Annotated in this window: 25 protein-coding genes; 10 read left to right on the top strand and 15 right to left on the bottom strand. The window is 39.6% G+C overall.

Going from position 1 to position 22,525, the window contains the following annotated elements:
- Positions 1 to 106: 106 nt before the first annotated feature.
- From ACFSW4_RS09740 to ACFSW4_RS09730, 3 genes are all read left to right on the top strand, one after another.
- A complete protein-coding gene (locus ACFSW4_RS09740) occupies positions 107 to 970 on the top strand; it encodes a DUF1028 domain-containing protein (RefSeq protein ID WP_054754540.1) in 864 nt (287 codons plus the stop codon).
- Positions 971 to 1,089: 119 nt separating this feature from the next.
- A complete protein-coding gene (locus ACFSW4_RS09735) occupies positions 1,090 to 1,296 on the top strand; it encodes a hypothetical protein (RefSeq protein ID WP_054754541.1) in 207 nt (68 codons plus the stop codon).
- Positions 1,286 to 1,909, top strand: coding sequence for an NERD domain-containing protein (locus ACFSW4_RS09730; protein WP_279401836.1), 624 nt, complete (start codon positions 1,286 to 1,288; stop codon positions 1,907 to 1,909). Before ACFSW4_RS09735 ends, ACFSW4_RS09730 begins: the two co-directional genes overlap by 11 nt.
- Positions 1,910 to 2,446: 537 nt before the next feature.
- Here the strand turns inward: ACFSW4_RS09730 and ACFSW4_RS09725 are convergent.
- From ACFSW4_RS09725 to ACFSW4_RS09705, 5 genes are all read right to left on the bottom strand, one after another.
- Positions 2,447 to 2,881 (bottom strand): thiol-disulfide oxidoreductase DCC family protein, encoded by a 435-nt coding sequence (locus ACFSW4_RS09725; protein WP_054754543.1) that lies wholly within the window; start codon positions 2,879 to 2,881, stop codon positions 2,447 to 2,449.
- 43 nt (positions 2,882 to 2,924) lie between these two features.
- Positions 2,925 to 3,095: a hypothetical protein gene (locus ACFSW4_RS09720; protein WP_377328949.1), complete on the bottom strand. Its 171-nt coding sequence runs from the start codon at positions 3,093 to 3,095 to the stop codon at positions 2,925 to 2,927.
- Positions 3,096 to 3,194: 99 nt separating this feature from the next.
- Positions 3,195 to 4,136, bottom strand: coding sequence for an HTTM domain-containing protein (locus ACFSW4_RS09715; RefSeq protein WP_377328947.1), 942 nt, complete (start codon positions 4,134 to 4,136; stop codon positions 3,195 to 3,197).
- A gap of 17 nt (positions 4,137 to 4,153) precedes the next feature.
- The gene (locus tag ACFSW4_RS09710) at positions 4,154 to 4,795 is read right to left on the bottom strand and encodes a DUF5819 family protein (RefSeq protein ID WP_377328945.1); all 642 of its coding nucleotides are present in this window, start codon (positions 4,793 to 4,795) and stop codon (positions 4,154 to 4,156) included.
- Positions 4,796 to 4,872: 77 nt separating this feature from the next.
- A complete protein-coding gene (locus ACFSW4_RS09705; RefSeq protein ID WP_054754547.1) occupies positions 4,873 to 5,181 on the bottom strand; it encodes a hypothetical protein in 309 nt (102 codons plus the stop codon).
- A gap of 256 nt (positions 5,182 to 5,437) precedes the next feature.
- Between ACFSW4_RS09705 and ACFSW4_RS09700 the strand changes: the two genes are divergently transcribed.
- Together ACFSW4_RS09700 and ACFSW4_RS09695 are read left to right on the top strand one after the other, a co-directional pair.
- Positions 5,438 to 6,694 (top strand): helix-turn-helix domain-containing protein, encoded by a 1,257-nt coding sequence (locus tag ACFSW4_RS09700; protein ID WP_377328943.1) that lies wholly within the window; start codon positions 5,438 to 5,440, stop codon positions 6,692 to 6,694.
- A gap of 11 nt (positions 6,695 to 6,705) precedes the next feature.
- Positions 6,706 to 6,888, top strand: a complete 183-nt coding sequence (locus ACFSW4_RS09695) for a hypothetical protein (RefSeq protein WP_377328941.1) — start codon at positions 6,706 to 6,708, stop codon at positions 6,886 to 6,888.
- Between the two features lie 33 nt (positions 6,889 to 6,921).
- On the opposite strand, the gene ACFSW4_RS09690 is transcribed toward ACFSW4_RS09695, so the two are convergent.
- Both ACFSW4_RS09690 and ACFSW4_RS09685 read right to left on the bottom strand, forming a co-directional pair.
- The gene (locus ACFSW4_RS09690; RefSeq protein ID WP_377328939.1) at positions 6,922 to 7,710 is read right to left on the bottom strand and encodes a carbon-nitrogen family hydrolase; all 789 of its coding nucleotides are present in this window, start codon (positions 7,708 to 7,710) and stop codon (positions 6,922 to 6,924) included.
- A 12-nt stretch (positions 7,711 to 7,722) separates the two neighbouring features.
- On the bottom strand, positions 7,723 to 8,763 hold the full coding sequence (locus ACFSW4_RS09685) for an SDR family NAD(P)-dependent oxidoreductase (RefSeq protein ID WP_377328937.1): 1,041 nt from the start codon (positions 8,761 to 8,763) through the stop codon (positions 7,723 to 7,725).
- Between the two features lie 149 nt (positions 8,764 to 8,912).
- On the opposite strand from ACFSW4_RS09685, the gene ACFSW4_RS09680 reads away from it, so the two are divergent.
- On the top strand, positions 8,913 to 9,803 hold the full coding sequence (locus ACFSW4_RS09680; RefSeq protein ID WP_377328935.1) for a DMT family transporter: 891 nt from the start codon (positions 8,913 to 8,915) through the stop codon (positions 9,801 to 9,803).
- Between the two features lie 141 nt (positions 9,804 to 9,944).
- The gene (locus ACFSW4_RS09675) at positions 9,945 to 10,172 is read left to right on the top strand and encodes a hypothetical protein (RefSeq protein ID WP_054754554.1); all 228 of its coding nucleotides are present in this window, start codon (positions 9,945 to 9,947) and stop codon (positions 10,170 to 10,172) included.
- Between the two features lie 53 nt (positions 10,173 to 10,225).
- Here the strand turns inward: ACFSW4_RS09675 and ACFSW4_RS09670 are convergent, their stop codons facing one another.
- Positions 10,226 to 11,560 carry a short-chain fatty acid transporter gene (locus tag ACFSW4_RS09670; RefSeq protein WP_377328933.1) on the bottom strand — a complete coding sequence of 445 codons (1,335 nt, stop codon included), beginning with the start codon at positions 11,558 to 11,560 and terminating at the stop codon, positions 10,226 to 10,228.
- A gap of 134 nt (positions 11,561 to 11,694) precedes the next feature.
- Here ACFSW4_RS09670 and ACFSW4_RS09665 point away from each other — a divergent pair, with 134 nt between their 5' ends.
- A complete protein-coding gene (locus ACFSW4_RS09665; protein ID WP_279401840.1) occupies positions 11,695 to 11,823 on the top strand; it encodes a hypothetical protein in 129 nt (42 codons plus the stop codon).
- Positions 11,824 to 11,948: 125 nt separating this feature from the next.
- Here the strand turns inward: ACFSW4_RS09665 and ACFSW4_RS09660 are convergent, their stop codons facing one another.
- From ACFSW4_RS09660 to ACFSW4_RS09650, 3 genes are read right to left on the bottom strand one after another with little or no spacing between them, the layout of a single operon-like run.
- On the bottom strand, positions 11,949 to 12,377 hold the full coding sequence (locus tag ACFSW4_RS09660) for a hypothetical protein (RefSeq protein ID WP_054751929.1): 429 nt from the start codon (positions 12,375 to 12,377) through the stop codon (positions 11,949 to 11,951).
- On the bottom strand, positions 12,367 to 12,924 hold the full coding sequence (locus ACFSW4_RS09655; protein ID WP_377328930.1) for a DUF6155 family protein: 558 nt from the start codon (positions 12,922 to 12,924) through the stop codon (positions 12,367 to 12,369). Before ACFSW4_RS09655 ends, ACFSW4_RS09660 begins: the two co-directional genes overlap by 11 nt.
- A gap of 9 nt (positions 12,925 to 12,933) precedes the next feature.
- Complete coding sequence (locus tag ACFSW4_RS09650) at positions 12,934 to 13,290, bottom strand: hypothetical protein (RefSeq protein WP_054751924.1); 357 nt, start codon at positions 13,288 to 13,290, stop codon at positions 12,934 to 12,936.
- Positions 13,291 to 13,429: 139 nt separating this feature from the next.
- On the opposite strand from ACFSW4_RS09650, the gene ACFSW4_RS09645 reads away from it, so the two are divergent.
- Positions 13,430 to 13,600: a hypothetical protein gene (locus ACFSW4_RS09645; protein ID WP_279401275.1), complete on the top strand. Its 171-nt coding sequence runs from the start codon at positions 13,430 to 13,432 to the stop codon at positions 13,598 to 13,600.
- On the opposite strand, the gene ACFSW4_RS09640 is transcribed toward ACFSW4_RS09645, so the two are convergent.
- From ACFSW4_RS09640 to ACFSW4_RS09625, 4 genes are all read right to left on the bottom strand, one after another.
- Positions 13,597 to 14,856, bottom strand: coding sequence for an exo-beta-N-acetylmuramidase NamZ family protein (locus tag ACFSW4_RS09640; protein ID WP_377328927.1), 1,260 nt, complete (start codon positions 14,854 to 14,856; stop codon positions 13,597 to 13,599). The two genes, ACFSW4_RS09645 and ACFSW4_RS09640, sit on opposite strands and share 4 nt — an antisense overlap.
- A 270-nt stretch (positions 14,857 to 15,126) precedes the next feature.
- Entirely contained in the window at positions 15,127 to 17,211 is a 2,085-nt protein-coding gene (locus ACFSW4_RS09635; protein WP_377328925.1) for a glycoside hydrolase family 3 protein, read from the bottom strand.
- 293 nt (positions 17,212 to 17,504) lie between these two features.
- On the bottom strand, positions 17,505 to 19,190 hold the full coding sequence (locus ACFSW4_RS09630) for a serine hydrolase (RefSeq protein WP_377328923.1): 1,686 nt from the start codon (positions 19,188 to 19,190) through the stop codon (positions 17,505 to 17,507).
- 383 nt (positions 19,191 to 19,573) lie between these two features.
- Positions 19,574 to 20,107 carry a ribonuclease H-like YkuK family protein gene (locus ACFSW4_RS09625; RefSeq protein ID WP_054751922.1) on the bottom strand — a complete coding sequence of 178 codons (534 nt, stop codon included), beginning with the start codon at positions 20,105 to 20,107 and terminating at the stop codon, positions 19,574 to 19,576.
- A 461-nt stretch (positions 20,108 to 20,568) separates the two neighbouring features.
- Here ACFSW4_RS09625 and ACFSW4_RS09620 point away from each other — a divergent pair, with 461 nt between their 5' ends.
- The gene (locus ACFSW4_RS09620) at positions 20,569 to 22,359 is read left to right on the top strand and encodes a M6 family metalloprotease domain-containing protein (RefSeq protein WP_054751918.1); all 1,791 of its coding nucleotides are present in this window, start codon (positions 20,569 to 20,571) and stop codon (positions 22,357 to 22,359) included.
- Positions 22,360 to 22,525: the final 166 nt, after the last annotated feature.

The raw sequence follows: 22,525 nt of genomic DNA, 5'->3' as shown, positions 1-22,525 counted from the left end.
ACGAACAGTTCACATGAAAATGCGGACACTTAAGTGACGGATGCGAACAATTGACCAGGAGATACAGACAATTGAAACGAATAAATAGATAAAAGGAGGTTTTACTATGGCAAAAACTCCAAACAACCTCGTTGCGACGTTTTCAATCGTCGGATTTGATCCAAATACTGGTGAATTAGGTGTCGCGACGCAGTCTAAGTTCCTTGGAGTAGGGGCGGTTGTCCCGTGGGCAGAGGCGAATGTGGGAGCAGTGGCGACTCAGTCACTCGCGAACACGGCGTTCGGTCCTGATGGTCTAGCCCTACTTAGAGAAGGCAAGACGGCTCAAGAAGCTCTGGACACGTTAACCAAAAATGACCCAGATGCGGCGATGCGCCAAGTTGGGATCGTGGACTTCAAAGGTAACTCAGCTACGTTCACTGGCGAGGGCTGCTATGATTGGGCTGGCGGAAAAGCAGGGAAGAACTATGCGGCTCAGGGTAACATCTTAGTTGGAGAAGATACCGTGACGGCGATGGCAGAGACGTTCGAAACAACAGAGGGCCAGCCCTTAGCTGAACGGTTACTCTCTTGTCTTCATGCGGCACAAAAAGCAGGCGGTGACAAGCGTGGGATGCAGTCAGCTGCGATTTATATCGTTAAAGAAAAAGGCGGCTATGGCGGGTACAACGACCGTTACCTAGACTTACGCGTGGATGAGCACGAAATGCCGATTGACGAGCTTGAACGAATCTATCGCTTACATCAGCTTTATTTTAATAAGCCAAAGGAAGAGAATATTGTTGAGTTGGATGATGAGAAAAAGTTCGCATTATCTAAAAAACTAGCAGAATTAGGTTACTTAGAAGAAGGCGGAGACTTTGATGAAGCGTTCCGTAATTACATTCACACGGAGAATTTTGAAGAACGCGAGCAAGAACCAGGTAAGATTGACTTGGAACTCTACTATTATATAGTAGGAAACCATTAATACCCCCTATAAATAGATGAAAAGTGGCACCTGTTTCATGACGGGTGCCATTTTTTCTGTAAAAAATGGAAATTTATCCGAAAATAAAAGTAGAGTGTCTTTTTAAGGGGGAAGTACGAATGAAAAAGGGAATCGCAATAGCTATTATTATCATTTTACCTATTCTATTTTTATTAGCACCAGCACTAGTCCTATTTTTAGGAGTTGTTGGATTAATTATACTTAAAGTTAAGTTTCCAGCGATTAAAGGGGCAGTTGGTGAGCGGTACGTTAATAAGGAACTGATTAAATTAGGCGACCAGTATCACATTTTATGTGCCGAATAAAGAGGGATGCACGACGCAAATTGACCACGTGGTGACCTCGCCTTATGGGATCTTTGTGATTGAAACGAAGCATTATCAGGGCTGGATTTTTGGGAAAGAGCATCAGAGATACTGGACTCAAACCATATATAAGAGAAAAGAAAAGCTGTACAATCCAATCTGGCAAAATTACGGGCACGTCCAATCGTTAAAACAGTTTCTCAGTAAAGAAGATATGAACTATCTATACTCTATTATTGTTTTTACGCAGGATTCAACATTAAAGTTTAAGGATGATTTTAAATCTGCGAGAGTCATTCAAATCCCGCAATTAGTGGGAGCTATTAGTGAACGAAAATTACCGAGAATTGGCCGAACTGAATTAGCGGAAATTAATCATGCCCTTGAAGGTTTAATCATCCATGATCGAAAAGAAAAGAGACAAGTTATGAAAAAGCATGTGGCTGATATTAAAACTAAGCAAAAAGTAAAAGTGTTCAAGGAAAAAGAGCAGATTAAACAAAACCTCTGCCCAAAATGCGGTGGCAAGTTGTCTCAAAAGAAAGGGAAGTATGGTTCGTTTTATGGGTGTAGTAATTATCCGAAGTGTCGGTATACGGGGAAGGTGTCGTAGGGGGAGCCCTTGACTTCATTTTAGAGATCTGTTCATAGACTAGGGTGGAAATATTTTATATTTTTAACATAGTAGAAAAAAGAATGTACTTAAAAGTGTTTTATATATTGGTAGTAGTTTTCAACAATCGGGCTACATTTAAATTATAATTAAATGATCCTGAATTGTAATTATTTTATTGTATTCTGATCACGGTTTGAAGAAAATTTGTTAAGTCATGCTGACAATTGAAACAGTCATAGAGATAATGGAAACTCCTCCAAACAGGTGAAGCGCTTAGGAGTGGTAATTTGATGGGCCAAGATGAATGAGATGCGTATCTTAAGAACTTTTAATCTAGGGAAAAATAAAGCTTTTGCGCTAGTGCGCAAAAGCAACAAACAAAATTTTTTGGCACGCAATCATTTAAACTTATGTGGTATACAGTTTTAGTGAAAATATGAACAAATCATTTAAACTTGCGATCAATTTACACTAAATTGATTTATGATAATTATGAACAAAAATGAGTTAGAGTTCTTAACTATCTGTACACACCTAATTATCTTCTAATGGCATTTCGCAAGTAGAACTATCGCATTGTCCTGTAGGAATAATAGTTCTTCTTCTTGCAATCCAATCATAAGTTTTCTGACCTAAACCAATAAATGAAGCAAGTGTTAAAAAAGGAACCATTAACCAGAGAAGAGGGGTGTTTTTACAAATACGATTAATACAGTAAATTCCATCTTCTATTTCATGAGAGTGACTTTTAATAGAGTGAATACGATTTTCAAGCTTTTGGATATCTAGATTAAATATATCAACATACTCACTATCTCTAAACGATAGAAACTCTATGCGCTTAAACCAATCCAATCGTTTGAAACGTTTGATGCTTTCTTTACAAAAAGGACACCAACCATCATATAATACTACTATTTGTCTCACAGGATCATCACCACTTTTGCTTATTAATTTTTCTTTTCTCATTACCAACTAGCATCGAAAAATTACCATTAGAAAGCTGAAAAGCTTAATTAATTACATTAATAAGAGATTTAATTGTCCACCATAAAAAACCTGTTGCTGCTAATGCAAATAAAACTAAGACCCAAACTGGTTTCTTGTTCTTTTTGGCATTTACAATTCCTATAAAGAAAACAACCGTTAAAAATGCAAATAATAATAAAAGTAAAATTTCCATTTTTCCCCTCCTAATTGTTTTTGATTATTATTATTATAGTGGAAATTACAACTAGTAATGATTAGATATTAAAACAAATTATTTTATTATCTCGATTTATTAAGAAGCTTTATCGAGAATTGTTTTATCGTTCTTTTTGTTAGTAATTTTTCTTCGGAATTTACGATATCTAAAGTAATTTCTTTTGTAAAACTTGTCATTAAATAATAGTAAGTCTAAACAGATCATTGTTAATCCAAACGAGACAAGTCCCATGACTATAGCTATCCCTAAATGGAACATAACCAGGATAGAAATCATAACCCATTTGGTTGTTTTATTAAGAATTAAAAAGGGAAAAGCTATTTGAAAAATAACAGTTGAATATGTTCCTATTGTAAGCATAATAGGATTACTATAAATATATTCGGCTATACCAGGTAAAGTAAACTCACTTACTTGTAAAATATAATACAAAGCAACTCCGTTAAACCACATATCTCCTTGAGCTTTAAATATACCTGAAAAAGAGTATAAAATGGCTACCTGTATAATACACGCTATTATACTTGTATTATGTAGTGCTGCTATATATCTGTTTTTATTTCTTTTAGTTTTAAATAAGGTGAAGTAAGCTCCTACATTTGCAAACATTAAAAAGAATAGACAAATTATAAGTATATTGTTACCACCATCAAGTACGAAGGGATTTCTTTCATATAATGACCAAACAAATATAAAGTTTAGTACTCCAGTAATACGAGTATGAACACCTAATGTAAAAAGTAAGGCAATAACTATTCCTGAATAGAATAAAATATTGAAATACACGTTAGATACTGAAAGTTGATATAAAGAAAAAGAATTAGCTTGTGTTATATCTGAGATAAATTCTGCATGTGGGTAAACCCCGTTTGGTCCCCAATAATAATCCTTTTGGAAAATGTGAAGTAAATAAAAAATGGTTACAATTGAACCTAATCCTACCCTAACTATACTTGCACCTATAAGATGCTGTTCTTTTTCGAAAAAATTAAATAAAATACGTAATATTTTTTTCATTTTAATTTCCCCAATATTTAAAGTTTTTCTACCTGATTATAAGGTAATCGTGGGAGCTCTATATAATATTCGTTATGTTTTAAATTATCTCCAGATATGTAGTTAAAGTAATCTGGGAATTCATTAATCTGAATTCTAATTTTTACTTCATCAAAATTCATTTTATATTTACTATATAAAGCTTCAGAAGAAATATTTAACAAAAATCGCATCTCCAATGGATATTCACCTTTTCCTTTACTAGCATCTTCAATTAACTGTTTATATTCTTCTTGATCTTTTTGGTATTTGTTTGTTACTTCAACTGAGCTAGTTGTTGCCTGTGCAACTGCAAGACGTAATGGGGTTATTCTGTTATTGTGCAATTTTGTAATAAGTGCATTACTTACATCAATCCATTCAGATTCTTTTTCTACATTACGACTATCATGATAGTAACCCTTTACCAAAATTTTATTATCTGTACTAACTGGATTCGGGGCAAATAGCCTCCAATTTTGTTTGAATATAGGATTCATATATGATTGAAGGACTTGGTTATAATTATATGAAATCGGGTTAGCAGGTGCATTGTACATAATAGTGATTGAAAAATGTACTATTAATATTAAACTCAAAAAAGTAATCCAAATTATAAAAGATTTATTTTTATTTTGCATATCATCACCAAATTAAAAAGGATATTACACTCTTCTATGACTAAAAAAATGTATAGAAGAGTGTTTGAATTTGACAATTATCGACTAAAAGCTTCTTCAATATCTTGTCCGTTTATCTCCGGTGGAAGGGATACACATAAGTGAGATGGAGCTGAGTAGCTTACGTTTTCCCACATGTAATCATAAACTTTCCCCATAGCCCATCCGGCAACCGTACCTGCTACCCATGCTGCTACCCTATAATCAGGAGTGACTTCATTTTCGAGTGAGACGGAATCAGGTTTTTGTGTGGTCTGATAATCTGTGTCTGTACTTGCAGAAGCAAAAACTGGACCAACGACAAGTAGGAAAACAAACACCGTAATAATAGTCTTTCGTTTTTTCACAATAATCACCTCCTTTTTCAATATAGATAGTAACATAAAATTTGGAATTGTCTGTTTTTTAAAAAATTAATTAGGTATTAAGTTGTAATATAAAATTGCTATAAATATATCGTTTTATGAAATTTTTCTTATATTAGCTCTAAACAGTATCAAAAATGAGTTAAAGAAGGAAAACTTGAAAAATAAGGAATTTTATGGAATATTTATATTGTGAAACGATTTTCGTTTATTTATAATGTTACTTGGAGGTGAATTAATGCGAGTTCATATAGGGGAAAAAATAAAATACTTTAGAACAAAATCTAAAATAACACAATCAAAACTAGCAGAAGGAATTATTTCAGAATCTTATCTTTCCAAAATAGAAACCGGGAAAATAGCCCCACCTAGAGAAATAGTGTTACTACTTTGTCAAAAGTTAAAAATTAACCCAGACGCAACCGAAATTGATCACCTACAAACACTATGTCATACTTGGTTTGAACACTTGTTTTATGGTATGAAAGAAAAAGCCACAGATTCGTATAACAAAATTATTCAAAATATTGATAACATCGCAAATACTTCATTGATCACCCTAGTAGAATTACATAAACTAAGGTATTTCATCCTCATTCAGAATCGAAAAGAAGCTAATAAACAATATGAATACCTGCAACAATTAAATTTAGAAGGGAAAGAAATATACTACTGGTTTAAATTCTCAGGGTATTATTACTTTGACCAGCTATTTTATAATAAATCATTAAACTTATTTCAAGAAGCTACTATATATATTAGGGATGTTACTAAGAGGGAAACATATGACCTTTTTTATATGATTGCTTTAAATGCATCTAAATTAAGAAAATCATACCTTTCATTAGAGAATGCAACAAATGCACTTACTTATTATCAAAATAACTATAATTTAAAAAGATGTGCAGAATGTCATATATTATTAGGAATAGCATATCAAAGGATTAACGAGTTAAATAAATCTATCGATAGTTATCAATTAGCTGCTAAAATAGCTAATGACATTGATGATGATAATATTATGGCTATTAGCAAACAAAATATTGGTAAAGTCTATTCTATTAGAGGGGCTACTGAAGATGCTATTTATTATTATTTAGATAGTTTTAAAGCAAGAAGAAATTTCCCAATAACTAAAAAAATCATTCCAGTATCTAGCTTAATGAAAGAATACTATAATGTTGGGGATACTTTTAAAGCTGAAAGATGGTTAAAAAAGGGGATAGAACTATGTAAGAATCTAGACCCCCAAGATTCCATTTACGTCTATGAATTTGAAGTATATAAATATCTAATTATAGGAGAGGGAAGTTCATTTGAGGAATTAATCAATAAAAAAGTGCTTCCCTTTCTAAGCGAGAGAAATTTATTTTATGAAACGTTTCAGTATTTAAAAATATTAGCAAATTACTATTATAAACAGAGAAAGTATAAATTAGCCGCAAACTATTATGAGTTGGCAAATAGTACTTTAAATAAAATTCATACGGAATAGGAGAATGTATTATGAAAAGAATATTATTATCTGTATTATTAAGTTTCTCTATTTTATTGATTACCTTATCTACAGACATAATACAAAATAACTCTAATTATGATAAGGAAGATATTAAATTAGCTAATAACGAAGAGCCAGACCCTTCTGGAATAGCAGATATTATTAAGTGGTTAAAAATAGGATTATTATAGAAGACAATAAACTCTTTTTTATGAAACACTAAGTCATTTATATATATCCGGCACCCTACTATCAAAAATCGGCACGTCTTTTCGGACTTGGTCGACTTTTTCTAAATCCAGGGACAGGCTTAACACTTCTTCTTGGTCAAGGCTGCCTTCTGCTAGGACGTCTCCCCATGGGTCAACAGCGATTGAGTGACCGGCGAATTCAGTTCCGTCGTAGCTTCCGATTCGATTGCTAGATACGACATACATTTGGTTCTCGATCGCCCGTGCGATTTGCAGGGTTCTCCAGTGGTTCACGCGAGCAGATGGCCATTCAGCGACGACGCTAAGGACCTGGGCACCTTCTAGTGCGAGTGGTCTGATGAGTTCGGGAAACCTAAGGTCATAACAAATGATGAGGCCAAATTTTAGTCCGTCGAGCTCAAATACTTCTGGTGCGACCTGACCGCCAGTTAAGAACTTATGCTCATTCAGCATCGGAACTAAATGAGCCTTGTCATACTTCGAGACGACTTCACCTTTACGATTCACGACAACAGCTGTGTTATAAATCCCACCGTCTTTTTTATTCGCGATCGAACCGCCTATAATGTTAATATGATGCTTTTTCGCTTGTTCTTGTAAAAATGGGATCGTTGGATGCCCGTCTACATCGGCCAGGACATCTAATTCAGGTAATGTATAGGCAGTCGTCCACATTTCTGGTAACACGACCGTGTCGGGCTGATTGTTCTTCACATCTTGCTCAATCCAGTCAGCCACTCTTTGCCTATTTTGTTCAGGACTTCCTGGAATAATATCCATTTGATAGATTGAGAATTTCATCACGAATCCCCCTTATCGGTTGATAAATCCTTCCACAATTCGTTCTAACATTGCCTGGTCCATTTGCAATGGCTCATGGCCGTGATCCGTTAATAACTTTTGAGTATTGCGATCCTCAAACCTCACCGACGTATTCAAGTACTCCTTAAACACCTCGATTGGCTTATGCATGTTGATTTCTTCTTGTGTTAATAGATGCTTTTCCTCGTTTGGAATCAATTTTATTTGATCAAAGTTTAAGCTTTTTACAATTGCATCGAACGTCATCTTGTTCGTTGGAGGATTTGGATTCGTGATGTTATAGACTGTCTCAGTTTTTCCGTGCTTGAGACCTAGCACAAGTACCTGCGCGACGTAGTCAACAGGTACTAGATTGGATACCGAATTTTCGTTAAGAACGAGTCTGTATAGATGGTCACTAGGCTTACGAGCAGATTTTTTCTTCAAAATCTGTATCGTACGGATGATCCCGTAAAGTCCGAACGTCGTCTTGGCTTCACCTGTTTTAGAATCGCCGATAATAATTGCCGGTCTCATTACGAGCACGTCGAATTGGTCTTTATAAGACATGACGAGGTGCTCAGCTTTGGCTTTTGTTTCCTCATAAGAATTTCTGAATGATTGCCACTCCGGGTAGAGCGTCTCCGTTCCTACGTCTCTTGTCCCTAGCGTGTAAGCCGTGCTCACGTGGATGAAACGCTTGATGTTAATCAACCCGGCGAACTTAAGAACATTTTGAGTGCCATCGACATTCACGTGAAATAGTTTGTCCCGTTCAGACTCATCGAAGCTTAAAAGTGCCGCCGTGTGGTAAATAGCATCGATTTGATTGGTTAGACTTTGTATTGTTTCATCGGACATCCCGAGATTTTTATCGGATAAATGCCCTGATAGAAACGTAATTCGATTTTTATATGAATAAAGCTGATCTAACAAAATATCAGCTTTTGCCTGACTGCGAACAATTAAATATAACTCATGGCCTTCTTCTAGGAGTTTCCTAGCGAGTTTTTCCCCTAGAAAGCCAGTTGAACCTGTAATTAAAACGCGCATAAAATCTCTCCCGGTGATTGTGATGGAAGTGCTTTTATCATTATAACGAGTAGGGGAGGAAGGGGGCAAATGAAAACTGGCTGCATGTTTGATATACTCATAACATTGCGTGATAATTTAAGTAACTAGATTCATAGGAGACATTAATGATGGAACAATGGTTTAAGCAAAAATGGTTTCAATGGATGCTGATTTTACTCGTGACGATTTTGTGGGGCTATTCGTGGATCCTCATGAAAGACGCGCTTCAATACATGGGGCCGTTTACGTTTTCAGCTTTGCGGTTTGTGACAGGAGCGGCTGCGATGCTGTTGATTGTTTGGCTTCTTAGGGCTGGCCGGCCACCGAGATCGGCATTACCTCACTTAATTGTCGTTGGCATTTTGCAGACGAGTGTCGTTTTTATTTTAGTGATGTATGCGCTCAAGTTTATTGATGCTGGAAAATCGTCGCTTTTATTATATTCGATGCCACTTTGGAGCGGTTTGCTTGCGGCAATTTTTCTTCGTGAACGGATTTCAAAGCTCAGGTGGGGAGGCGTCGGACTTGGCATCGTCGGTCTTTTAATCGTGATGGGGGCCGATGCGCTAAGTCAGCAGTCAAAAGATGTGATTATTGGTGAGCTGCTCATTATTTTAGCTGCCGTATCTTGGGGTGCGTCGAATGTGTATTACCGGTTAAAACTGAGTGATTTGCCGAAGCTTCAAGTGAATGCGTATCAGATGTTGTTCGGGACCATAGCAATTGCGCTCGTTTCTTGGATCGCTGAAGGCGGGGAGCCAGTTGTGTGGACGCCTGAGAGTGTTTATTATGTTCTATTTACCGGCGTTCTCGCAAGTGCGTTTTGTTTTACCATCTGGTTTATGTTGCTCGGGCATCTTGATATGATTGGCGCGACCATGCCATCACTGTTAGTACCAGTCTTCGGGCTATTTTTCGGTTGGCTTTTGCTTGGAGAAGTATTGACGGTGAGCGTTGTGGTTGGTTCGGCGCTTATTTTGTCGGGTGTGTTTTTGGCGAATATAAAAAGAGAGCATTAGATATCATATACATTTGTGTTGGATTAACGGCTGAAAATGTGTATTTCATATGGAGCTGGAAATTATTTTACCATAAATTGTGATATAATAATTGTTGTTACGGTGGATCTTATGCTTATTAAAAACAGGGAGGTTCACACGGTGGAAAATGAACCAACTGTATTAACTAAAGATGTTCAGTGGAAAATTAATGACTCCAAGTATATTATCCGAAATGTTCCTTACTTAAAGGCTGACTATGATGAAGAAGAGTTGTTTGATTTAGATGTTTCATTAACAATAACTTCTTTACGAGATTTAATGGTTGAAAACAAAATTCCTAATGATGTTAATTATGAAGATTTTGCTGATATAAAACTTGAACTTTAATGTTTACGAATAAAAAAAGACTTCCAGCAGGGGTGCCGGAAGTCTTTTGCCATTTAAAAGAGTAACAATGCAACTGAAATTGGGATAAAGCTCCAAAGTAATATGACCATACAGAATCCCATGATGTCTTTAACTTTAAGACCAGCAATCGCAAGGAGTGGTAGTGCCCAGAACGGCTGGATCATGTTCGTCCACGCGTCACCCCACGCAACGGCCATCGCGGTTTTAGCCGTGTCGACACCGAGGTCAAGTGCCGCTGGAATCATAATTGGCGCTTGAACGGCCCACTGCCCGCCGCCGGATGGAACGAAGAAGTTCACGATCCCGGCGCTAATAAAAGCGAATAGTGGGTATGTGACTTCGTTTGAAATACTAACGAACCACATCGACATTTGTTCAGATAAACCTGACTCGACCATCATGCCCATAATGCCGGCATAAAATGGGAACTGAATGATGATCCCGCCCGCGTTTTTCACCGCATCGTTGACCACGTTTAAGAAGCGGCGAGGCGTTTTGTGAAGTAGAATGCCAAGGAATAGCATCGTGAAGTTCGCGATATTGATGTTGATATCAAGTCCGTTGTTTACGAAATGGAATAAGATAAATACGAGACCTAGTAGACCTATTAGCATTGAGACCATCATGCTGTTTTCTAAACGCTCAGCTGGCGTGACCTCATCTTTCGTCGCTGCTTCTTCAACCTCTGTTGATACCATTTGTTCGTTTAAAAACTCTGGGTCGATTGTTCCTGTATAATCACTAGAACGGTTCATGAGCCAGTTCATAAGCGGCAATGTCACCAGTAAGAAAATCACGATAAATAAATTCATGCCGCTAAATAAAGTTTGCGTAATTGGAATGGATCCAATCGTGTCCATTAAAAAGTGGTTGTCTGTTGCGATGGTTAGTGGAATCGAGCCAGACATCCCGCCGTGCCATAATAGGAACCCGCTGTAAGCAGAGGCAATGAGTAGACGGTAGTCCACTGATGGAATCCGTTTTGCCACGTGCAAGGCAAGAAGAGCACCAACAACAAGTCCGAAACCATAGTTGATTAAGCACGCAATCGACGCAACAATCGTTACAAGCAGAATCGCCTGACCCGGCGTGTTCGCAAGCGTACTAATGCGCTCGAGAAACCGTTTAACAGGCGGGCTGTTTGCGAGAATATACCCCGTCACAACAATGAGCGACATCTGCATGGCAAAGGCTAAGAGGTCCCAGAAACCAGTTCCCCAATGCTCCACCATTTGAGATGGCCCACTGCTCGTGAACAGGATCCCAAGCAAGTACACAATAAACGTTAAAATAATAGCGAATAAAAACGCGTCCGGCAAATAGCGCTGGACAATACGATTAAAGAAAGACGTTAATCCCTTTAACATAAATTCCCCTCCCTAGATGTAATTTGAGAAAACGCTTTCAAAGGAAAGCCTGTTTCTCATTATATTTAATTTTAAGAGCGTCTTCAATTGATTATTCGTATTTTTCGGAATAATTTGAGAGGGGATGTCCTATTTTGCTAAAACTCATTACTATTAATATAAATTGCTTCCCAATTGCGGTTGAGCTCATTTCTATTACGGTTCGAGGCTTCCCAATGTATGTTGAGGTCGTTTCTATTGCAGTTCAGGTCATCCCAATGTAGATAGAGCTCGTTTCTATTGCTGTTGGACGCGTCCCAATGTCGATTGAGAACGTCTCTATTGCAGTTAAGGTCGCACCAATATCGGTTGAATTTTTATATAAAAAAAGTGACCTTCCACTTAAAGGTCACTTTTCCTTAATATATAATCGATTTATACCATGCTTTTCAAACTCTTCCTCGTACTTTGCTTCAATTTCAAAGAGTCTTCTCATATAGTCATCACCATTTTCAAAGGTTTCCCCAGATCGGTCGATATCTCTTTTCGCAAGTTTTGCCGGTAGTTCTTCCCAAAAGGAATCGTTATCATATTTATTAATATATTCTTCAAGTTGCTCTTCAAATTCCCTCGTGGGCATATATTCGTCAAATTTTCCCTCGTATTCTATTAAATCATCCATTTGAAACCGATCAGCGAAAGATAGAACATATTGATAGATGTCATGTATTGCCTTATCACGTTCATCAGGCATTCTTGTCCCATTCCCAAAGAACTCACCTAAAAAGGCCAAATCTAGTAATTGTTTATACTGCTTTTTCGTGAAGTTAATTTTCATGTTCTTCCTCCAGTTCATATTTATTTGAGTAAAACAAATCTTCTAATTCATCATGATAGCCCCAGCCGATTCCGCTTGCTTCGTGAACGATTGTTGAGAGTCGGTTCTTGAAGTTCTCGTATAATGCACGGTCCCTTTCGCATTCTTGTATCGCTTTTTCGTACATTGATAATAAACTGTTATAAAAACGTAAATCGATATCCCCATACGTATTCGTAAACTCTGTTCCAACTTCGACGTAGTAAATCATGAGGTCTGTAGTTAAATATAGGTCCTGAGTCAATTTCTTAAAATTAGTGATGGCTTTTTTGGCGTTAGTTAAACGTAATTTACCAAAACCTTTTTGAGGAAAGAACTCATCTAGAATCTCCTTTTTAGCCTGTTTATGTTGTTCTTGGATAGCGGCTTCACCTAAGAACTTGACGGATAGATAGGTTTCAGCATCTTTGCTATATTTTTGAAGTTCTGTGATCAGATTAATTAATTCTTTCTGATTGAGCTCATTTAAATGACTTTTTAACTCAGATATTTTAAGTTTGTTTGCCATAGATTTCACCTACAATCTAACATAATGTGTTGAATATAACTTCTCAACTTGTACTTGTCCTGATTTTGAGAATTGAAGTGTCTGTTTGGCTCCCTTACCCCAGGACTGATAGTTTGTCTGTTTAGGTTTAAGGTTATGGGCTTTGGCGACTCGTTTTAATGTGCTTAAAATAAAATTTAGCTTATTTAAATTAACAGCCATGGCACGTTCTAGAAAAGGGGTTCTTTTTCTGCGCCAATCGTCAACCTGTTTAGGTTTTAGCCTGTCCATTTTGATAAGTAAATCAATGGGGCTGGCATACCCTTTTTCTATTAAAAGTTGCATGGTGTGTCGCTCCACTTGTTGTTCTAGTTTCTGTCTAGTCATGGGATCATCCTTTGCCATTAATGAGTTTCATTATACTAATTTTGGAGAGTTTTTGAAAGGTCTTATGAATGTAGTTCATACTGATTGAGACATCCTTATGTAGATAGAGCTCATTTCTATTGGTGTTGGGATTGTCCCAATGTCGATTGAGGCCGTCCCAATTGCGGTTCGGAGCTTCCCAATGTCGGTTGAGCTCGTTTCTATTGCTGTTGGACGCGTCCCAATTTCGGTTGCTCTAGTTTTTATACCTTATTTAGTAGAATACATAAAGACGAATCCGCCAACAGCGGATTCGTCTCCATTCTATTAATATAGTAAATATTGTTCGCGGACTTCTTTAAACTCGTTAAGTCCTTCTTGCCACTGGGCTTGAATGTCTTCAACGGATTCACCGTTTTCAATAGCCTCGCGAACCCATCCGTTTCCGATTAGGTTATCGAAGAACGAGATGCCTGCGCTGTTCTCAGCACGGAACTGGAAGTCTTCTGGATACAGATCGTGAATCGCTTTGACGATGTGAAGTCCAGTTGTGACAGGCGCGAATGATTGCTTGTGCGTCATGTGAATTTCAACGCCGTGTGATAAGTCGCCAGCATGTTTTGAGAACATTGGTGTGAATGATGCTGCGCGGAACTTAACTCCTGGAATCTCTTTTTCGTTCAAATGCGCTGCGAGATTGCTTGCATTAATAAATGGTGCACCGAGTAACTGGAATGGCTTCGTTGTGCCTCGGCCTTCCGAAACGTTAGTGCCTTCAATTAGAGCTGCACCAGGATAAACGAGTGCTGTGTCTGTTGTTGGCATGTTTGGTGATGGTAACACGAACTCAAGTCCTGTATCTTCGTAATACATATTGCGCTTCCAGCCGTTCATTTCAACAACAGTTAAGTCTGCGCCAATGTCAAATTCTTCGTTAAATAGTTTCGCAAGTTCGCCTACTGTCATGCCGTGGCGAAGTGGAATTTCATAGTTTCCAACGAATGATTTGTATTCAGATTCTAGTACTGGACCTTCAACTTTTGTACCGCTAATTGGGTTCGGGCGGTCTAACACGATAAATTCGATGTCGTTTTCAGCAGCGGCTTCCATTGCGTAAGCCATCGTGTAAATATACGTGTAGAAACGCGTTCCAACATCTTGAATGTCGAATAGAAGCGTGTCGATGCCTTCTAACATTTCAGGTGTTGGTTTGCGTGTTTTGCCATATAAGCTGTAAACAGGCAGGCCTGTTTTTTCATCAATATAAAACTCAACGTATTCCCCGGCCTGAGCGCTTCCTCGTACGCCGTGCTCAGGTCCATATAGCGCGGTTAAGTTGGTGTCTGGATCATTGTGGAGTAAATCCACCACGCTGTTTAGTTCCTTGTCAACGCCAGTTGGGTTGGTGATTAGCCCGACGTTTTTACCTTCGATTAAATCTGCACGTTCATTTAAAAGGACTTCAACCCCTAGTTCGAGCTTATTCTGATGACCTTTTCCTTTGCCGTTGTCATGGTCAGCGAACACCATCGAGAACGATGTGAATACTAAGACTAAAGCTGTTAACGAAATGAGCCATTTTTTCATGAAAAATTCCTCCTCAACCTTTATTTATTTAGGCAAGCCAGAGCTCACCCTGGCTTGTTATGTCTAGCACAATGCACCCAACCACTGGGTGATTTCCCGTCTAAACCTACGATAAGTCAACATCGACTCGCTTCGCTCACCGTGTTTCCTTTATCTCAGTTTAGTCGGTCCAGCGACGAACTGGACGTTCTAGTGCCGACGTTGGCCGCAGGACGCGGCCGTAGTTAGTCGGCGCACTGCGTGGTTAAACGGGCTTTTGTGCTTTTCTAACTAGTAACTTAAACCGTAACCGAATTCGTAAAGCGTGCTTTCGCCACTTGCGTTTGGAATGGTAACTGGTAAGACACCAGTTGGATTGTTCTGTCCAAAAATTGTATCGGCTGTCGCTTTGAAGCTAGCATCTCTAAAGCCATACTGCGCGATGAACGCATCAATTTCTGGATACGCGCTAATGTCGTACGGATTGCGGATTCCAACGCCAACAACTGGGCTGTCGGTCTCATCAATAATCGTATTAATCATCTGCATTTGCGGATGGTCAGGCGAACGAGTCCAGACGTTGTAAGTGTAGGAGCCGACGATCACCGCATCTGCGTTACGGATTTGTTCGAGCTGCGCGTCCGTTAAGTTACCAGACGACTGAATGACGGTTGTTTGGTCGTGGTACGCTTTAATGGCATCACCAAGGTCTGAGATGTACGAGTTTCCGACAACAACGATTTGGTCATCATCATTTGAGACAAGAGGTAGGACCTCGTCGTTTTTCACTAATGTGATTGATTTAGCGGCAGCCTCAGCTTCAACAGCTTTGTGTTCATCTGATCCGACTACGTCAAGAGCGTTTGCAATTTTTTCATCTAATGGCTGCGGGCTTTCTTGTTTAATAATGCCGCGTTCTAGTTTAAGCGTTAAAATACGCTCCACGGATGCCTCGATGCGTTCTTCAGTGATTTCGCCTTCTTCAATCGCGGTTAGTAGGCCGTTTCTGACTTCTTCTAAACCTACCGGCATAAGCACGATATCAGAGCCTGCCTTAACGGCGCGGATAACAGCATCTACTGAACCGAAGTGATCCGTGATGGCGTTCATGTTGAGGGCATCTGTTGTAATAACGCCATCAAATCCCATTTCTTCACGCATCAGCTCGGTTAAAACTTTATGAGAAAGCGTTGCAGGTAGGGCGATTTCTTCACCTGTCTTTTTCGAAATGACTTTCGTGTCGTCAATTTTCGGGAACGTGACATGGGCTGTCATGATCATGTCGATTCCTGCATCCATTGCCTGCTGGAATGGGTAAAGTTCGACTTCTTTAAGGCGTTCTTTGTCATGCGGCACTTCAGGTAAACCGAGGTGCGAGTCCACGTCAGTATCTCCGTGACCTGGGAAGTGCTTAGCTGTTGCGGCAACACCTGTCGATTGAAGTCCTTTCGTGTAGGCGATTCCCATGTCGGCAACGAGATCCGGATCTTCACCGAATGAGCGAACGCCGATGACCGGGTTGTCTGGGTTATTGTTGACATCGAGTACAGGTGCGAAGTTCGTATTAATACCCAGTGCCGAAAGCTCTTCACCTATTGCCTTTCCGACGTTATAGGAAATGTCGGTCGAGCGTGTCGCACCAAGTGCCATGTTACCTGGCATGTCCGTACCTGATTGAAGGCGAGTGACAATACCGCCTTCTTGGTCGATCGTCATGAGTAATCCGAACTTTTCAGCCGCCTCTTGATAATCATTCACAAGGCGCGTCGTCTGTTCAGTCGTCACAACGTTTTCTCTGAATAAAATCACGCCGCCTAGATGATAATCTTTAACAAGGTGTTCAATTTCAGGTAGCATTTCAGTCACGTTCTCGCCGTTCCATTTACGGAAATCCGGCATGAGCATCTGTCCAACTTTTTCTTCGATCGTTAAATTCGAAAGCGCGTGCTCGATTAGGTCATAGCGTTCGCCAGTTTCTTTAATAATGTTGACTTTTGACTCTGCCTTACCTTTTTGCGGATCGACCTTGTAATCGACTGCGATGCGGTCCTCAAACTCACCGTCAGTTGCTGTGATGAACGTGCGACCGCGCTGACCAGTCAATTCGACATTCCCTTGATCATCTACCGTCGCAACGTTTTTATTAGTAGAGGACCAGCTCACGTCTGATGCCATCGTGAAATGACCTTCTTCGTATACGTTTAGCGCATCAAGCTTAATGTTCTCCGTATCTGGCTCCACTTGAGGGACATTTTGCAGAAGGATGAGATCCTTCTGCGTGTACTCCTCAGCTGAGACTGTTTGGTTAGGAGTTGTCATGAGAAGCTGAGATACGATGAGCATTAGCGTAAGCACCATCATCGTCATTTTTTTCATTATAAAAGCACCACCTTAAATAGATTTTGGTGAAACAGGCCGTAAATTCTCAGAAACGGGCCGAAAAATTTTGAAAAGGGGCCGATAAATTTGAAAAACGGGCCGTAAGTTTCTTAAAACTGGCCGTTAATTTTCAAAAAGGGGCCGTATATTCCTATAAACAGGCCGTATATCGTTCTGAACCTGCGGGTGAAGAAGCTAAACTTGCCGATAAAATAGAAAAACTTGTCGATAAAACGAAAAAACCTGCCGATAAATCAATAAAACTTACCGAAAACCTCGTAGTTCACTGATTAATATCCGCGCTCAGTCCAACCAGTTAGTTCAGGCTCGAGCACTTCACCGTCTGCCGTTTCGACTTTTACCTGATCGACGTACCAACCTCGATGGTTTACGTAACTGTCTGTGTCATAGCGGAAGCGGATGTACTGTGTGTCTTCAGGGAGGTCAACTGACTGTTGTTCCCAGTCCATACTGCTGCCAGTAAACGTTTTAAGCTCAGTCCAGTTTTCGCCATCTGATGAGGCTTCGACGTAACCAAAGTCATAGTCAGCCTCTATGCGATGCCAAGTGTTAAATTTAAGAGTCGCTGGTGCGTCCACTTCAGCCGTTAATGAATGGTTCAGTTGATCGCCATAACCTGAGAACCACGCCTCGCCGTCAGGAATAGATAATGGAATTGAATCAGCAACTTGTCTAGCTAGTGCTCGTCTTGCTCCATTCGTTGAAACTGTGTTTCGAGTTGGATGCACGCGGTTCGTAAGTAGAATCGCGATTGTGTCGTTGTTCTGGTTAATCGCAATCGACGTGCCGGTATAACCAGTATGTCCTAAAGTGTTTCCTTCAGATAAAGCATCCATGTACCAACCTTGTCCAAGCTCCCAGCCAAGTCCATGGTCATCACCAGGGAACTGCGGGATTTGGTTTTCGGTTAACAGTTCAATCGTATCTTTTTTCAAAATTTGTTTACCGCCATAACGGCCATCGTTTACAAACATGTGCGCAAATTTTGCAAGGTCGGAAGCAGTTGAGAAGACGCCAGCATGTCCAGCAACACCATCAAGTGACCATGCATTTTCGTCATGCACTTCTCCCCAAACGATTCCTCGATCAATGTATGGTTGATACTCTGTTGCAGCGATTCGATGTTTAAGTGACTCTGGTGGGTTGTACATCGTATCCTCCATGTCGAGTGGCTCTGTTAGATTTTCCTTTACAAACTCATCTAAACGCTGGCCAGATAGTTCTTCAACTAGAACGCCTAGTGTAATCATGTTTAAATCGCTATACGTATAAGACTCGCCTGGCTCATTAGAAAGTGGATACTCGAGCACGATTTGAAGCCTTTCTTCACGCGAGTCACCTTGAGTGTAAAGTGGAATCCATGCCGGGAAACCTGATGTATGAGTCATTAACTGTTTGATCGTCACATCTTCTTTACCATTTGTCGCAAAACTAGGTAGGTGTTTGGCAACTGGATCATCGAGTTCAAATAAACCTTCTTCATATAACTTCATCGCAGCAGTTGTCGTAAAAATTTTACTAATGGAAGCTAGGTCGAAAATCGTGTCCTTCTGCATTTCCACCGGATTATCAGCTTCAGTAAAACTGTCATCTGTGTACTGGTAAGCGTATCCGTAAGCATCGTGCTTTACGATATGACCGCGCCTTGCGACAAACGCGACAGCGCCTGGCATAACTTGGTCATCAATCATGCCTTCAAGAATGGGATCGAGGTCTTCAAGCGGCTGCTTAACCATTCCAGCACCTGTAGCAGACCCAGGATGAAGAACTGGTGATGTCGGCCCCGGCTCGTCCCATGTGAAGGTCGGGTGCACATTTTCATGATTCTTCTTATGATCTCGGTCTTCCATCGTAGGTGATGGATCGGCGGATGCGTAGTTAGCTGCCGGAATGAGTAGACTTGTTCCAAGCACCGTCGCCATCGCAATCGAAATCGTTTTGGAACGTTTGTTCATTATCAAACCTCCTAGATTAATAGATTTTTAGTCGTATCTTGGTGAAAATATAATGTTGGAAAAGGGGGATAGGGGATATAAGTTGAAGCGCTTACATAACTAGATAAAAAAATATTTCACCACCTTTATGCAATAAGTGAAATATAAATTCAGAATTAATTTAACATTTGGAAAATTTGTTGTCAAATGGAGGAATAACGCACAAATACAGGCTTTAGGGCTATTTTATTTGTCAAAATTTCGGAGAATAACACGAAAAGTTAGGTCATTATGAGTAGAACTTTTCGGTAATATGGTGGAGGGAGGATTAAAGATAGGAAAAAAGTGAGATTTTCAAAACAGGTTAGAATTCAAACAAACGTTTGATTCAATTTATGTAGTTATTATTTCGTATATCGATTCGCATAACTGCTTGCAACAAACGCTTCTGGTTTAATCTTGGGCTCTGCACCCATCGACTGAATACGGGCAATCATTTCATTGATGAACACTCTCGTCTTGTTACGGGGACCTGAGCCAATATCGATATGCCCCTCAATTGTAAAACTTGCCCCGCGCTCGACATAAGGCAGAACAATTTCGTACATGGCATCTTTCCGTTCTTGAGTAAACATGGCAAAAACCGCCTCTGAGAATGAAGTTTCATAGGAGATCTTTTGATGAAGGTTTGTGATCTTTCGGGGAATTTTATTCTTTTGAAGGCACGCCCACACACCTTTACCTTCGCACTGGATGACAATGCCTGTAATGAACGACGTATAGTCATAGTGTACCTGTGAATCCGTCCCAATGATGAGCTTATAGTTCCCGTTAGGGTTAAGCCGCATGAATCTCAAAATCCGCTCAAACACCTGCTCAAACGTCATATCCTTCTCTTTGGAGTTTTCAAATGAACTATATAATACCCGGTCTTGCATCACCAGAATCACCTAACTTTTTAGAGTCTTATATATAGTATTCATGATTTGTTTTATTTTATTAATCGATTAAGGTGGGTGGTTGGGCTGGCAGCTTGAACATGTGAGTAGATTTGTTCGCAATTCCATGAGAACTGTTCGTATTCATGGAGAAACTGTCCGCATTCTTGGTAAAACTGTTTGTATTCTAGCGGAAACTGTCTGCATTATTGCTAAAACTGTCCGTATTCTGCGAGAAATTGTTTATATTCTCGGGAGAACTGTTCATATTTTGGTTCGAGTTGTCCGCATCAAAGCGCAAACTGTCCGCATGAATCGAGGTATTGTCTTTATGACAGTACAACCATACATGTGACTATAGTCCTGATACGTTTATCGAAATTAATCCTTTTTCCCTATTATTTTTATTTTCGAAATATTTTAATATATTAATTATAACTTATTTTTTAGGGGGAGTTTATTTGAAAAAGCGTCTAACAAATCTAGCTTTGTCTGCGACCTTAGTTGGTAGTGTGGCACTAGCTGGAGCGGGAGCACCAAAAGACTTAGCGGGACAAGATCTACAGCAAGACTATCAATTAACTTTAGCTGATTACGTCAATGCAGCACCAGATATGGCTGAGAAAGCTAAAGAATTAGGCAAAGACTTGTCAAAATCTGATCCTGCTGAGAAAATTGCCGAGAAGAAAAACAACGGCACAAAATTTGAAGAACCAGCAGGTGATAAGGTAGGCGAACAGCCTGTCGAAGGTGATGTTCCGGTACTCGTTATTTTAGCAAAATACAAAGATGGGGATGAGCCTGTCGGTGACATGGAGGGACAAGTTCCTGCAGATTACTATGAGGATTTAATTTTTGGTACTGAGTACAATCCTTATGAATTAGATGTGTTCAGTAAGTATGCTGAGTATAATGGAAAACCAGCGCCGACTGATCGCACAATGCAAAATGTTTACAACGAATCGAGTTACGGAAAAGTAGACTTAGTTCGTAATGAAGATACTGCGTTTGAATGGGTGGAGCTACCTAAAGGAGCTTCTTACTATTTAGACCAAGAGGGCGATTATGTACATGGTAACGTGAATGGCGATGCGAAAACTGGAGAGTTTATCCGTGATTTATTAAAAGCAGCGGATGAGCAAGTGGACTTCTCAGCTTATGCTGAAAACGGGGAAGTACCGAACGTCTTCGTCATCCATGAAGGTACAGGTGCTGAATTCAGCCGTGACCCTGCACAATTCTGGTCTCATAAGTGGAGCTTACTCAGTGCTCTATATTATGGTAAGTACTACGAAACAGGGCAAACCGCTGCAGAGTACGAAGGGTTAACAATGGATGAGTGGATTGCTAAAACGATTGAAGAAGACATGACTTATGATGGAGTAGTCGTGAATAACTATAATATTCAGCCAGGTATTGGCGGTAACGTGGCAGGTTATGACATGGAAACAGGTGAGTATAAAGAAGAGCTTGAAGAAGGTCCTTACCCTGCACAAACGGGTGTATATGCTCACGAATTTGGCCATGCATTAGGTTTACCTGATTTCTATGATACTGACTATTCATCTGAAGGTGTAGGAAACTTCTCAATGATGGCTGGCGGTTCTTGGATGCGTTATCCAAACGCCTCACAATACTCTGGTAACTCGCCAACGAACTTTGATCCTTATTCTAAAATGAAGCTTGGTTGGTTAGATCCAATCGAAGTCGCGCCTGAAGATGGCGTTCAAGAATTGACATTAGAGCCATCCAACAGCTCACAAGATGTTGTGAAGATGGAAGTTCCAGGTTCTGATGGATCTGAGTATTTCTTATTTGAAAACCTACAGCAAGAAGGATTTAATAAAGGTCTAAGCCGTCTAGGTGAAAATGCGCACGGACTTGTGGCATGGCATGTCGATGAAAACATCATCGCTAATGTCGGACGTCCTAACAATGCTGAAAACTGGATGAACAAGCGTTTCCAATCTAATCAAGAAGGAGACGTTAAACATTACGGTTTATCGGTTTTACAAGCTGACGGAGAATATGATTTAGAAAAATACGTAAACCGCGGTGACGAAGCGGACTTCTTCCAGACAGGCGATCAAATCACACCAGTATCTAAAAATGTCCACACTGGTTCCTACTATTTCTGGAAAGGCAATAGTGATACGCCAGCAAATAGCGGTATCCACGTAACGGATATTACTGAGAATGAAGATGGAACCATTACAGCTAAGTTTTATTATAGTGAGAATGAAGGGAAGTAATCCCGAGATAAAACAGCACCAGCCATAAAGGTTGGTGCTTTTATTAATATGAATAGTTCTAGTACTGTAAAAGATTTGGTTACGAAATTCTATTCATTATGTAGCTCAGTTTATAATATGAAAAATAAATATTTAATAAATTGATTTTTTAGGATATATAGGGTTG

It is taken from the genome of Piscibacillus salipiscarius, assembly GCF_042685285.1.
Classification (GTDB): Bacteria; Bacillota; Bacilli; order Bacillales; family Alkalibacillaceae; genus Piscibacillus; species Piscibacillus salipiscarius.
Note: the sequence above shows the minus strand (reverse complement) of the source record. Positions and strands in the feature narration are given on the sequence as shown.